Source organism: Clostridium sartagoforme AAU1 (assembly GCF_000401215.1).
GTDB lineage: Bacteria > Bacillota > Clostridia > Clostridiales > Clostridiaceae > Clostridium > Clostridium sartagoforme.
Genome location: NZ_ASRV01000158.1, coordinates 15,990 through 29,933, shown reverse-complemented (window position 1 = coordinate 29,933; position 13,944 = coordinate 15,990). Strand labels below are relative to the sequence as shown.

Sequence of the window (13,944 nt, the reverse complement as noted above, 5' to 3'; positions counted from 1 at the left end):
TTTTTATAATTATAATTATAACTTATAAATAGAAAAATAAGTTTTTTTTAGCACTATAAAAGGCGATAAATACAATTGTTGGAAAAAAATATATATAAAACTTAATATGAAAATGATATCATGACTGGGAAAATATAAATTCAATAATTAAAATATTCTGAAAAATGAATAATATTCTTTTAATTTAGCTATATGTTAAGAAAATGTAAACAAAAGTGAATCGAAGTAAGCAAAATCAACATAACTTCTTATAACAACCTAATATAGCGATTAAAAGGGTTATATCAATTAAAATCACATTTTCATTAATGTTTTTAGAGTACTATAATAACAAGAGTTAGTTCGAGGTGAAGATAAGATGAGTAGAGAAATGAATAAGATGGTATCAAAATTAATAAAATATGATTTAATGATTGTATTCATTTTTGCACTTATATTATCTATTCTGATTGATTTAAAAGTGGCCTTAATTTTTGCATTAGGGATAGTGATAGCATTATTAAATACTATAGCTAGCGGATTAATTTTAGAGTACTCATTAAAAAATGACAAAAAAACAATATTAATTCTTAGCTATATAATAAGAATACTAATCATCATTATTATAGCATTGCCATTTTTGAATAATTTAATACAACTTATAACATATCTTATAGGCTATATATTACATTTTGCTGTAATAATATTTTATTGGATAAAGACGGGGAAAGGAAGTGATTAGGTGGAACAACTAGAACCAATATGGTCTTATGTTATTGGACCTATTAAGATTGATTTAGCTCCAGAGGTGGTAATTCAATGGATAACTATTATAATAATAGCTATTGTATCTATATGGGCAACAAGAAATATGAAACTTAGACCTAATAAAAAACAAGCTGTAGTAGAATATATATATACTATGTTAAAAAATGTAGTTACTGCCAATATGGGAGAAGAATTTTTAGAGCTTATTCCTTTTATAGGAAGTTTAGCAGTATTCTTATTATTTATGAACTTTACTGGATTAGTAGGACTACCTGTACCTACCAAAAACTTTAGTGTGACAATAGGATTAGCCTTAATTACATTTTACATGGTACAGTTTTATACAATACGTAAGTGTGGATTTAAAAGTTATTTTAAAGGGTATACATTCCCTATTGCTATAATTACACCAATAAATATATTAGAAAGGATAATGCTACCAATATCATTGTCACTAAGATTATTTGGTAATATTCTTGCAGCGACATTCTTGGTAGAATTATGTTATGAGGCATTACATCATATAGGATTTATAGCTCAAATAGGAATACCAGTACCATTACATGCATACTTTGACATTTTTGATGGTGGTATTCAAACAGTTATATTTATAATGTTAACTATGATTAATATTAAAATGATTGCAGAACATTCAGAACACTCAGAACACTAATTTTGTTTAAGTATTTATATATATGTTCCAATTAATAATCTACACCGTTACGATTTTATAAACTTATTTAAGTGTGGAGTATTTATTACAACTTATATATTAATTTTTAATTATATAATATCATATTGTTTTATTTTAAAGGAGGATTTTTATTATGGACACAACATCAATGAGAGCAATAGCAGCTGCTATAGCAGTATTAGTAGGTATAGGAGCAGCAATAGGAATAGGAAATGCAACAGCTAAAGCTGTAGAAGGAATATCAAGACAACCAGAAGCAAGTGGTAAAATCACTACTGCATTAATGCTTGGAGCTGCTTTCGCAGAAGCAACTGCAATTTATGGATTATTAGTATCAATTCTTTTAATATTTGTTTTAAAATAGTGTCTTAGGGCTCCAGAAGGGAGGCGGTAATATATGTTAATGAAAATAAACCCTAGTACCCTTATAGCTACTATTATTAACTTTATTATTCTTTTTGTAGTTTTAAAATATATGTTTTTTGATAAAGTTAAGGCTATTATTGATGAACGGGAAAATCTTATCAATGAGCAACTAGATAATGCTGAAGAAGAAGCTGAAAAAGCTAGAATGTTAGCAATAGAAAATGAAAGAATATTAAAAAATGCTAGAGAAGAAGGGAAATTAATTACAGAAAGACATAAGCAAAAGGCTGAAAAGATTTATGATGAGATAGTAGAAGAAGCAAATCAAGAAGCTAAAATCATTTTAGAAAGAGCTAAGGTTGAAATAAATAGAGAAAAAGAAAAAGTAGAATATCAGTTAAAGAAAGAAGCTATAGATTTAGCTATCGAACTTTCTAAAAAAGTTATAGAAAAGAATATAGATGAAGAAAAGAATAGAGAGCTAATTGGAGAATTTATAACTAAGGTAGGTAATTCATAATGTATGAATATTTAGACCGTAGATATGCACTAGCTCTATATGAAGTAGCAGAACAAAAAGGGAAAGTTCAACAGTATCTACAAGATTTACGTGAAATATGCAGTCTTATAGATACAAATAATGAATTCTACGAAGTAATTAAACACCCTCAAATTAGTACTAAAAAGAAAAAGAGGACCTTTATAAATATTTTTAAAGGGCATATAGATGAGGAATTATTATCATTTTTATTAATTCTTATAGAAAAGATAGAATACTTTATTTAAAAGAAAAACTTAGAGAAATGGAAAAAATTTATTTAGAGAGAAAAAACACTCTAAGTGGTATAGTAAAAACTACAGTTCCCTTAAATGAAGAAGAGTTTAATAATTTAATAGCTACATTAGAAAAAAATATAATAAGCATATTATACTAGAGAAAGTTATTGATGAAAGTATTCTTGGTGGAATATATGTAAGAATTAATAATGATGTTATAGATGGAACTGTTAAATCTAAATTAGAGGAACTAAAGGAATTAATGCTTAGAACAGAATAGAGGTGAAGGTATGAATATTAAGCCTGAAGAAATAACTTCCATAATTAAAAAGGAAATTGAAAGATATGAAAAAGAAATAAAAACTGTAGACTCAGGAACTATAATACAAATTGGTGATGGTGTGGCAAGAGTTTATGGATTAGATGATTGTATGGAAGGTGAATTACTAGAATTCCCTAACAATATTTATGGTATGGCTTTAAACTTAGAGCAAGATAATGTAGGTTGCGTTCTTTTAGGATCAGAAGAGGGAATTAGAGAAGGCGACATAGTTAAAAGAACAAATAAAATTGTTGAAGTACCAGTAGGAGAAGCGGTATTAGGAAGAGTAGTTAACTCACTTGGAGCTCCGATAGATGGTAAAGGACCAATAAATAATTCGGGTTATAGACCTATAGAAGTTCCAGCTCCTAGTATTATAGATAGAAGCTCTGTTAAGGAACCGCTGCAAACTGGAATAAAAGCAATAGACTCTATGATTCCAATAGGAAAAGGTCAAAGAGAACTTATAATTGGAGATAGACAAACGGGTAAAACTGCTATAGCTCTAGATACAATAATAAATCAAAAAGGGAAAGATGTAATTTGTATATATGTTGCTATTGGACAAAAACAATCAACAGTTGCAAATATAGTTAATACCTTAGAGGAATTTGGAGCCTTAGATTATTCAATAGTTGTAAGTGGTACAGCATCAGAATCAGCACCGTTACAATATTTAGCTCCTTATGCAGGATGTAGCATGGGTGAGTATTTTATGAACCAAGGAAAAGATGTACTTATAATATATGATGACCTTTCTAAACATGCAGTAGCTTATAGGACTATGTCATTACTACTTAGAAGACCACCAGGTAGAGAAGCTTATCCAGGAGATGTTTTCTATATTCATTCAAGGCTTTTAGAAAGAGCTGCAAAGTTATCTAAGGAAAACGGAGGAGGATCACTAACAGCTCTTCCAATAATAGAAACATTGGCAGGAGATGTAACTGCGTATATACCAACCAATGTTATATCAATAACAGATGGTCAAATATTCTTAGAATCTGATTTGTTTCACTCTGGACAAAGACCAGCAGTTAATGCAGGTATATCAGTATCAAGAGTTGGTGGAAATGCTCAAATTAAAGCAATGAAACAAGTTTCAGGAACGTTAAGACTTGAATTAGCTCAATATAGAGAGCTTGAATCTTTTGCTCAGTTTGGTTCGGATTTAGATAAAGATTCTAAAAAGAGACTTGAAAAAGGTAAGAGACTGGTAGAAGTATTAAAGCAAGACCAATACTCACCTATGGAAGTAGAAGAACAAATTGTGATTTTATATGCAATAGTAAAAGATTTCTTATCAGATATAAAAGTTAGCGATGTTAGAAAGTTTGAGAGAGAACTTCTAGAATATGTTGATACTCACCACAGAGATTTGTTAAAGAAAATAGTAGATGTAAAATCATTAACTGATGAAATAAAAATAGAATTAGAGAACTCTATAGTAGAGTTTAAGAAATTATTCTTACAAGATGCATAGCTTAAATAGCTATGCACTTCTTTAGGAGGTGGAAATTTGGGATCAGCAGGACTTATAGAAATAAAGAGAAGAATAAAGTCGGTTGAAAGTACAAGAAAGATAACAAAAGCTATGAATCTTGTAGCCACTTCTAAACTTAGAAAAGCAAGAAAAGAGCTTAATGATAATGAAGAACACTATAAATTATGTGAAGAGATATTATATAATCTAATGTCAGCATTACCAGAGGAATATGAAAGTTCTTTCTTTAAAAAAGCTTCTAAAGATTTAGATAAACTATATATTGTTATAGCTTCTGATACAGGTCTTTGTGGAGGCTTTAATGGGAATATAGCTAATAATATGAATGAAATGATTAAGGATAAAGAATCAGCTAGAATAGTTGTTGCAGGAAGCAAAGGTATTTCTTATATGAGAAAATATGGCTTTGATACAGTTAGAGAATATGTAGAAATTCCTGACATACCTACAATAAAAGAAGTAAGATCTATATATGAGGATGCTTTATATATGTTTAAAACTGGAGAAATAGGTGAAGTTAATATAGTATTTACAGAATTTAAATCTCCTATAAAGCAGGAAGTAAAAATAGAAAAGCTATTCCCAATAGAAATGGAAAATATAAAGTCAGAACAATTATTAATTGAACCTAGTTTAGAAGAGGTTTTAAATTCAAGTTTAGATGTATATTTTAAGAGTAAATTAAGAAGAGCTATGTTGCATTCAAAAGTTAGTGAACAAAATGCTAGAATGACTGCTATGGATGGAGCAACGCAAAATGCTAATGATATATTGCAATCTTTAAATCTTAAGTATAATAGAATAAGACAAGGAATGATAACACAAGAGATATCAGAGATTGTAGGAGGAGCAGAAGCTCAAAAATAGTAAGGAGGTATTACTATGCCTGAGAGAATAGGAAAAGTAGTTCAAGTAATTGGACCAGTAGTAGATATAAAATTTGATTCAGATGGACTTCCTAATATCTATAATGAGATTAGAATAGATATGGGAGAAAAACTACTAATAGTAGAAGTTGAACAGCATATGGGAGATGATATAGTTAGAACTATAGCTATGGAATCTACTGATGGATTAAAAAGAGGAATGAAAGCTACTGATATGGGAAGATGTATATCTGTTCCAGTTGGTAGAGAAGTATTAGGAAGAGTGTTTAATGTTCTTGGCCATCCTATTGATAATGCTGGAGATGTAGATATTAAAGAAATGTATCCAATTCATAGACCAGCACCAAGTTTTAAGGAACAATCTTTAGAACCACAAATGTTTGAAACAGGAATAAAAGTTATAGATTTATTAGCTCCATATCAAAAAGGTGGAAAGATAGGTCTATTCGGTGGAGCTGGAGTTGGTAAAACAGTTCTTATACAAGAATTAATAAATAATATAGCAAAAGAACATGGAGGTCTTTCTGTATTTACAGGGGTTGGAGAAAGATCAAGAGAAGGTAACGATTTATATTATGAAATGAAAGAGTCTGGAGTTATAGACAAGACAGCTTTAGTATTCGGACAAATGAATGAATCACCAGGAGCTAGAATGAGAGTTTCATTAACTGGGTTAACTATGGCTGAATACTTCAGAGATCAAGGTCAAGATGTTCTTTTATTTATAGATAATATATTCAGATTCACACAAGCAGGATCAGAAGTTTCTGCATTATTAGGAAGAATTCCTTCAGCAGTTGGATATCAGCCAACTCTTGCAACGGAAATGGGAGCTCTTCAAGAAAGAATAACATCAACAAAAAATGGATCAATTACATCTGTTCAAGCAGTATATGTACCAGCAGATGACCTTACAGATCCAGCACCAGCAACAACATTCACTCACCTTGATGCAACAACAGTTTTATCAAGAAGCATAGCTGAACTTGGAATATATCCAGCTGTTGATCCATTAGAATCAAACTCAAGAATATTAGATCCAAGAGTTGTTGGAAGAGAACATTATGATGTTGCTACTGAAGTTAAAAATATTTTAGAAAGATATAAAGAACTACAAGACATAATTGCAATTCTTGGAGTTGATGAATTATCAGATGAAGATAAAAAAGTAGTTGCTAGAGCAAGAAGAGTTCAAAGGTTCTTATCACAACCATTTACAGTTGCAGAGCAATTTACAGGAATGCAAGGAAGATATGTACCAGTAAAAGAAACTGTAAAAGGATTTAAAGAAATTTTAGACGGTAAGCATGATGATTTACCAGAATCAGCATTCTTATTTGTAGGGTCTATAGAAGAAGCTATAGAAAAAGCTAAGACCTTAAGATAGGGGATGAATTTATGAGTAAGACTTTCAAAGTAAGTATAATTGCTCCTGGAAAAGCTCCAATAAAGATGGAAGCTGAGAGACTGACTACATTAACTAAGGATGGGCAAATTGAATTTAAAGCAAATCATGCACCGATAATAGTAAGTACTATTCCAACTTCGACTCTTATAGTAAATGGCGATAAAAAAGAAGAAGTATTTACATCGTCAGGAATCATTTATATAAAAGAAAATGAACTAAAGTTTTGCTGTGATGCTGTAGAAAGACCTACAGATATAGATTTAGAAAGAGCTGAAAAATCAAAGGATAGAGCTGAAAAAAGATTGAAAGAAAATAAAAATATAGATGTAGAGAGAGCAAAGCGAGCACTTGCAAGAGCTAATGCAAGAATTAATATTATAAGTGTTAATCATTAAATTTATAAAAATAGAGGGATGAAAGAATTTATATTTCTTTCATCCCTCTATTTTTTGAGTATCTTGTAGTGCACAGTGTATAATTCTCAATTTTTTGCACAAGGTAACGGATATTAGGTAACAAGTAACAGTTAATGAGTAAAGTGAAAGTGAAATAGGATATATGGAAAAGTTAGAGAGGAAATTCTCGCAGGATTTTTGGATAAAAGGTAGTTTACACATATAGTTTAAGTTCTACCTAGCAAAATATCATTAAATTGTTAGTTGTTAATTGTTAATTGTCAATTGACTAAATACTGACAATTAATCACAAATTTCAACTTAATTTATATATTATATTATAGCTATTAATTTTGAATAAAAAAAAATAAACTGGACAATAATTTAATTGAAAGGTAGGGGGATATTATGAAGAAAATGATGAAGGTGATATCTACTATAGTCTTATCTTTAATAGTTATTGGTGCAGTTCCAACTAAATCTGAGTTACCCTCAGATAATTTTGATTTTATAGAAAATCAAATTAAAGAAAGCAGTGAATTTATTCAAAATGGAATTAAGGTAGAATATAGTGTAAGTCAACCAATTAGTAAAGAGATTTCTAGAATTGAAAAATACTTCAATTTAAATTTTCACAAAAATGTACAAACTGATGGAAATAGTATCATTTATGATGATTCAACCAAACAAATAAAAGCATTAGTATGGAGTGATAATGAAAACACAAAAGTTCAAATAATCTATATAAATAATGATAAAAATGCTAATACTTTTCATTTAAAGAAGGAATTAAATCAAATGCAAAATATTGCAGCGAAAAATATAAAATATTTTAATTTTATAAAGGTAAAAATAATAGAAGAGCGAAAGCAGAATCTTTTAGAAATACTAAAGAACAATATAGATAAGGATACTTTAGAAATAATGGATATTCATAATGGATCAGTAGGAAAAGCAAATTTATATGATGGTAATAAGGTTAATATAGGATTTGTTAAATACGATACAGGAGAATATTTAGTTATTGGAACACCAGTGATATTCATAACATACTAACAATTCATTATGGAGGATAATATGGAAAAAATTATAGTTGAAGGCGGTAATAAACTAAATGGTGAAGTGAATATTAGTTTAGCTAAAAATTCTGTTTTACCAATAATAGTTGCAAGTATTTTAAGTCCAAATGATATTATTATTAATAATGCACCTATATTAGAGGATGTAGTAGTTTTAAGCGACTTATTAACAGGCATGGACTGTGAAATTAAAAATGATTCAAATGGAAATCTTAAAATAAATACATCGAATATAAAAGAAAGTAATATGAATAGCGAATTAATAAGAAAAATGAGGGCATCCTTTCTTATTATGGGACCTATGTTATCAAGGTTTGGCAAATGTAAAATATCTATGCCAGGAGGATGTAATATAGGAAGTAGACCAATTGATTTGCATTTAAAAGGCTTTAAACTTTTAGGGGCAGAAATTGAAATAGGACATGGTTTTGTAGAAGCTAAAGCTAAAAAGTTGAAGGGAAATAGAATTTATTTAGATTTTCCATCAGTGGGAGCAACAGAAAATTTATTAATGGCATCTGTTTTAGCTGAAGGAACAACTATTATTGAAAATGCTGCTGAAGAACCTGAAATATGGGATTTGGCTAATTTTTTAAATTCTATGGGAGCTAAGGTTACTGGAGCAGGAGTAGGTAAAATAACAATAGAAGGAGTAGATTCCTTAAAAGGAATAAGCTACACACCGATATACGATAGAGTTGAAGCAGGAACCTTCATGGTTGCAGCAGCAATTACAAATAGTAAAATAACAATAAATGGAGCTAATGAAGAACAATTAAGACCAACTATAGAAAAATTAAAAGAGTGCGGAGTAAAATTTGAAAATATAAAAGAAAATGTTATGCTTGTTGATGGAACTGGTACAAAAAATTCAGTTGATATAAAAACATTACCTTATCCTGGTTTTCCAACAGATATGCAAGCTCAAATGATGACATTATTAGCCGTAACAAAAGGATCAAGTATAATAACAGAAACTGTTTTTGAAAATAGATTTATGCATGTTGCAGAATTAGTGAGAATGGGTGCAAATATTAAAATTGATGGAAGAACAGCTATAATAGAAGGTGTAGAATCATTAACAGGATGTGAAGTTAAAGCCACAGATTTAAGGGCTGGTGCAGCAATGATATTAGCAGGATTAGTAGCTCAAGGAAAAACAGAAATAAGTGATTTATATCACATAGATAGAGGATATGTAGATATAGAAGAGAAATTTAGAGGTTTGGGAGCTAATATATATAGGGTTGATAAATAATAAGTATATTTAAATAGATATAGCTATATTCGCCTAATTAAAGAACTTAGAATAAATTCTAAGTTCTTTAATTTTATTTTGCGAAGCAAAATAAAAGTTAAAAAATGAAGGAGTGAAAAAATTATGTAGGAAAATTATTAGGGTATTTTTTTATAGATATTTTCATCTACTTAAGGTAAGCCCTGTTCATTGTTACCGTATACAAATTATAATCAGAAACTGTGAACTGTGTCTTGTGAACTTTTAATTGAACCAAGTAACTTAACATAAAAAATAAAAAATAAAGTATACTTGATAAATTTAAACATATATTAAATTGAACTTAATTTAAAAGGGGGAATACGATTGAAAAATACTTTGAAATCACTTGAAGGATTATTATCACTTATAGTCTTCAGCTTATTAATTTTAATATCAATGATAGTAATTCCTATGTTAGTAATTAAATCATCTCCGGTAAGTGCTCATGAAGAAAATGGGCTAAACATATCTGAGGAGAATAATAAGGAAGAGGTAAGTTATGTTAGATTAAGTGGTAATGAAACTATAAAAGTTCACATTACAAATACAGATAAGATTATAGAAATTCCTTTAGAAGAATATGTGAAAAGTGTTGTTTCAGGAGAAATGCTAGTTAGTTTTGAAATTGAGGCGCTAAAATCTCAAGCTGTAGCAGCAAGAACATATGTAGCAGCAAAAAAAACTAGACCTTGCAATGAAGCTAAGGGCGGAGATGTATGTGATACTACTCACTGTCAAGTTTTTATAACTAAAGAAAGTCTATTAGAAAAATGGGGTGATCAAGGAAATGAATATTGGGCTAAAATATCAGAAGCTGTTGATGCAACAAAAGGTATGGTTTTAACATATGATAATGAATTAGTACAATATCCACAATTTTTCTCTACAAGTTCAGGAATGACGGAAAATGCTGTGGATGTATTTTCAAGCGATGTTCCTTATTTAGTATCTACAGAAAGTAAGGGAGAAGAAATAGCACCCAAATATGAAAGTGAGTTTAAATTTAACATAGGTGAATTCGTAAGTAAGGTAAATGAAAAATATCCAAATGCAAATTTAAATGAAAAAACTATAAAAGAAAATATAGAAATCTTAAGTAAAAGTGAAGCTGGGGGAGTAAAAGAAATCAAACTTGGAGAAACTAAAGTTAAGGGATTAGATTTTAGATTAACACTTGGATTAAATTCTACTAATTTTAAATTTAGTATAAATGAAAATGAGATAGTATTTAACTGTAAGGGATATGGTCATGGCGTCGGAATGAGTCAATGGGGAGCTAATGTTATGGCTAAAGACGGCAAAAAATATGATGAAATATTAAAACATTATTATACAGGAACTAAGTTAAAGGAAGTAAAATTTGATTAGAGATATATAGTATTAAATTATTATAAAGTTTACATTTTATTGAAAGAAGTAGATATAAGGCTTTAAAAGCATTATATTGCTTCTTTTTTGTGTGTAAGAATAATATTATTGGACAGAAAAAATAAAAAAATGGTGGTAAATGTAGAAATTTGATGTAAATAAATCCAAAGTTCATTGTATTAATTTATTATAACGGGCAAGAATACAAAAAGGAGGTGTTGATATGGACCAAAATAAGAAAGATAAGGCAAAAGACTTTTTCAGAAAGGAGGGCTTTTATTTAGTACTATTCCTTTGCTTATGTATAATTGCTACTGTTGCTGTTGTTACTACAAGAAAAAACAGAGCATTACAACAAAGCAACAAATCAGAAAACGAATTTACTTTAAATGTTGAAGATAAAGCAACTTCAGAAGTACAAAAACAAAATGCTGATAGGGTAGAAAATGATCAGAACAACGAATTAGCACAAGAAGAAATTGCATCCACAGAAGAAGATGTTAATGTTTCTACTGGAACTAATGTAGAAGTTAAATTTTCAAATCCTATAGATGGGTTGCTTTCAAGAAGCTACTCCTATCCAAAACCACAAGTTATAAGTGAAGGAGTTAGCAGAAACATTAGAGGAATAGATATAAAAGCTAGTGTTGGAACAGAAGTTAAGGCTGCAGCAGTAGGTGAAGTGAAAGAAGTTTCAAGTAAAACTGAAGAAGGCAATTACGTAGTTATTGCTCATGCAAATGGGCTGTACACAAAATATTGTAATCTTGCTAAAGATATAAAAGTAAATGTTGGAGATAAAGTAACAGAAGAAACTGTAATAGGAACTGTTGGAGATAGCTCTGTAATATTTAAAAATAGTGAATTTGGAGAGCATTTAAATTTACAAGTTCAAAATTCAGAAGGAAAAGATATAGATCCAACAACATATTTTACATTTAATGAAGAGTAATAAATAATAATTCATCAGTCATTAAAAATAAATGGCTGATGAATATATTAAGGCTAATGGTCACCTATAATAAGTTATCAAAAAAAGGAGGTAATGTTTTGAAAGATTATATAGAAGAAAGAGTTTTAGAAGTAGCAAAATATATTATAGATTCAAAAGATACAATCAGAAAAACTGCTAAGGTATTTGGCGTAAGTAAAAGCACTATTCATAAAGATATGACTGAAAGATTACCTAAGATAAATCCAGTAATTGCAGAACAAACTCATTCAATATTAGAGCTGAATAAGGCAGAAAGACATATCAGAGGCGGAAAAGCCACTAAGATGAAATATAAAACAGCAGAGTAGTAATTGATTACAAAATTGATACAAATATATTGAAGGATTACCATATTCCATATATAATAAGAAATAGAGCAATCGAAAAATGTAAAATAAGAGCGATTTGTAATAATATATATTGTGATAGAGTAGGAGTGAGTAAGGAATGTGGTTTTGGAGAAATAGGAGCGATTTAGGAATAGACTTAGGAACAGCAACTGTTTTAGTTTATGCTAAAGGTAAAGGTATAATATTAAAAGAGCCATCAGTTGTAGCAATAAACAAAAATAACAATAAAATACTTGCGGTTGGAGAAGAAGCAAGAAGAATGATTGGAAGAACTCCAGGTAACATAGTTGCAGTCAGACCATTAAGAGATGGAGTTATATCAGATTATGATATAACAGAAAAAATGTTAAAAGAGTTTATTAAAAAAGCATATGGGAAGAGTAAGATTACAGCTCCTAAAGTAATGGTATGCGTTCCGTCACAAGCCACAGAAGTGGAAAAAAGAGCAGTTATTGATGCTGCAAGAAATTCTGGAGCAAAAAAAGTACATTTGATAGAAGAACCTTTAGCAGCAGCAATAGGTGCAGGTTTAGATATAACTAGACCTACTGGATCTATGGTAGTAGATATTGGTGGTGGAACTACTGATATAGCTGTAATATCTTTAGGAGGGGTTGTAGTAAGGTCATCTATAAAGGTAGCTGGGGATTCTTTTGACGATGCTATAATAAAGTACGTAAGAAATAAGTACAAGATAATGATAGGTGAGAAAACAGCAGAAGAATTAAAAGTAACTATAGGATCAGCATTTAAGGGTTCAAGGAACTTAACTTCTAATATGAAAGGAAGAAATTTAATTACAGGATTGCCAGATGAAATTTCTATTTCAACAGAAGAAATAGTTTATGCTTTAAAGGAGTCAGTATCTTTAATTGTTGATAGTGTTAAATTTGTATTGGAAAAAACACCACCTGAACTTGCGGCTGATATAATAGAGAGAGGTATTTTAATGACTGGTGGAGGAGCTTTATTAGATGGATTAGATAAGTTAATAGAGCATGAAACTGGTGTTAGTGTTGAGGTAGCTAATAATTCTGTAGAAGCAGTTGCAGAAGGTACAGGTAAGGTTTTAGGATATTTAGATAAGATAGAATATGGTTCATTAGATGGCGAAATAACTCTAGTTGAGTAAATACATAGTATAGATAATATTTCTTATAAATAAAAGGGAGTACTTGTACTCCCTTTTATTTATAAGAAATATTATATGCGTAAATGATTGCAGATGATATGATTCTTGCCATTTCCATAACTAAATGAAGACGAATACTTCTAGAAGTAAAAAATTCAGCGTTTTCACTTGAATCTATAATTCCAATTATTGAAGCTGTACCAACATCTGGTAAGCTTTTACCTACACCTTTTCCGGGATGGATTGGATAATCTCTGGTATGTATTTCACCAATAGAATTAACCTCGCCTAAACAAGCATCAATTCCTATAATTAATGAATTAGGATGCATTTTATTAATTTCTCCTAATCGTCTATTTATATTTAAAGCGTGAATTGGAGATTCTATGGTTCCATAGACAGGAAGAGGGAATCGTCTTTCTTTTAAAAATGTTCCTACCATAGGACCTAAACAATCACCAATACATTTATCAGTACCTATACAAACTATTATAGTATTGTTCCTAATATAGCCTTTAATATGGTTTGCTATTTCAATATGAGAATTAAATTTGTTATATAATACTTTATGCTTCACTAAAAATTCACCCCCGATTATACAAATATATGTCTATAAGAAGATAATTATAATTAAATGTATAA

Annotated in this window: 16 protein-coding genes and 1 pseudogene; 16 read left to right on the top strand and 1 reads right to left on the bottom strand. The window is 29.6% G+C overall.

The window, feature by feature from the left end; genetic code table 11:
• Positions 1 to 358: 358 nt before the first annotated feature.
• The 16 genes and pseudogenes from A500_RS13085 to mreB all read left to right on the top strand — a co-directional run bounded on the left by A500_RS13085 (position 359) and on the right by mreB (position 13,302).
• Positions 359 to 721 (top strand): ATP synthase subunit I, encoded by a 363-nt coding sequence (locus tag A500_RS13085; RefSeq protein ID WP_016208054.1) that lies wholly within the window; start codon positions 359 to 361, stop codon positions 719 to 721.
• On the top strand, positions 722 to 1,420 hold the full coding sequence (locus A500_RS13080; protein WP_016208053.1) for a F0F1 ATP synthase subunit A: 699 nt from the start codon (positions 722 to 724) through the stop codon (positions 1,418 to 1,420).
• 154 nt (positions 1,421 to 1,574) lie between these two features.
• Entirely contained in the window at positions 1,575 to 1,805 is a 231-nt protein-coding gene (atpE, locus tag A500_RS13075) for an ATP synthase F0 subunit C (RefSeq protein WP_016208052.1), read from the top strand.
• A gap of 39 nt (positions 1,806 to 1,844) precedes the next feature.
• Entirely contained in the window at positions 1,845 to 2,327 is a 483-nt protein-coding gene (locus A500_RS13070; RefSeq protein ID WP_016208051.1) for a F0F1 ATP synthase subunit B, read from the top strand.
• Positions 2,327 to 2,864, top strand: a pseudogene (locus A500_RS13065) (F0F1 ATP synthase subunit delta). The gene A500_RS13070 and the pseudogene A500_RS13065 overlap by 1 nt, the downstream one beginning before the upstream one ends.
• Positions 2,865 to 2,874: 10 nt before the next feature.
• Positions 2,875 to 4,389, top strand: coding sequence for a F0F1 ATP synthase subunit alpha (atpA, locus tag A500_RS13060; protein WP_016208048.1), 1,515 nt, complete (start codon positions 2,875 to 2,877; stop codon positions 4,387 to 4,389).
• Between the two features lie 36 nt (positions 4,390 to 4,425).
• The gene (gene atpG, locus A500_RS13055) at positions 4,426 to 5,277 is read left to right on the top strand and encodes an ATP synthase F1 subunit gamma (protein WP_016208047.1); all 852 of its coding nucleotides are present in this window, start codon (positions 4,426 to 4,428) and stop codon (positions 5,275 to 5,277) included.
• Between the two features lie 15 nt (positions 5,278 to 5,292).
• Positions 5,293 to 6,684 (top strand): F0F1 ATP synthase subunit beta, encoded by a 1,392-nt coding sequence (atpD, locus tag A500_RS13050; protein WP_016208046.1) that lies wholly within the window; start codon positions 5,293 to 5,295, stop codon positions 6,682 to 6,684.
• Between the two features lie 11 nt (positions 6,685 to 6,695).
• Positions 6,696 to 7,100: an ATP synthase delta/epsilon chain alpha-helix domain-containing protein gene (locus A500_RS13045; protein ID WP_016208045.1), complete on the top strand. Its 405-nt coding sequence runs from the start codon at positions 6,696 to 6,698 to the stop codon at positions 7,098 to 7,100.
• 408 nt (positions 7,101 to 7,508) lie between these two features.
• Positions 7,509 to 8,156: a hypothetical protein gene (locus tag A500_RS13040; protein WP_016208044.1), complete on the top strand. Its 648-nt coding sequence runs from the start codon at positions 7,509 to 7,511 to the stop codon at positions 8,154 to 8,156.
• 21 nt (positions 8,157 to 8,177) lie between these two features.
• On the top strand, positions 8,178 to 9,437 hold the full coding sequence (murA, locus tag A500_RS13035) for a UDP-N-acetylglucosamine 1-carboxyvinyltransferase (protein WP_016208043.1): 1,260 nt from the start codon (positions 8,178 to 8,180) through the stop codon (positions 9,435 to 9,437).
• A gap of 345 nt (positions 9,438 to 9,782) precedes the next feature.
• On the top strand, positions 9,783 to 10,826 hold the full coding sequence (gene spoIID / locus A500_RS13030) for a stage II sporulation protein D (RefSeq protein WP_016208042.1): 1,044 nt from the start codon (positions 9,783 to 9,785) through the stop codon (positions 10,824 to 10,826).
• Positions 10,827 to 11,049: 223 nt separating this feature from the next.
• Positions 11,050 to 11,778 (top strand): M23 family metallopeptidase, encoded by a 729-nt coding sequence (locus A500_RS13025; protein WP_016208041.1) that lies wholly within the window; start codon positions 11,050 to 11,052, stop codon positions 11,776 to 11,778.
• 98 nt (positions 11,779 to 11,876) lie between these two features.
• Positions 11,877 to 12,128: a sporulation transcriptional regulator SpoIIID gene (gene spoIIID, locus A500_RS13020; RefSeq protein ID WP_016208040.1), complete on the top strand. Its 252-nt coding sequence runs from the start codon at positions 11,877 to 11,879 to the stop codon at positions 12,126 to 12,128.
• Between the two features lie 29 nt (positions 12,129 to 12,157).
• A complete protein-coding gene (locus tag A500_RS20795; RefSeq protein ID WP_156174277.1) occupies positions 12,158 to 12,298 on the top strand; it encodes a hypothetical protein in 141 nt (46 codons plus the stop codon).
• Positions 12,268 to 13,302: a rod shape-determining protein MreB gene (mreB, locus tag A500_RS13015; protein WP_016208039.1), complete on the top strand. Its 1,035-nt coding sequence runs from the start codon at positions 12,268 to 12,270 to the stop codon at positions 13,300 to 13,302. The genes A500_RS20795 and mreB overlap by 31 nt, the downstream gene beginning before the upstream one ends.
• 55 nt (positions 13,303 to 13,357) lie before the next feature.
• Here the strand turns inward: mreB and yyaC are convergent, their stop codons facing one another.
• Entirely contained in the window at positions 13,358 to 13,879 is a 522-nt protein-coding gene (gene yyaC / locus A500_RS13010) for a spore protease YyaC (RefSeq protein WP_016208038.1), read from the bottom strand.
• Positions 13,880 to 13,944 lie beyond the last annotated feature (65 nt).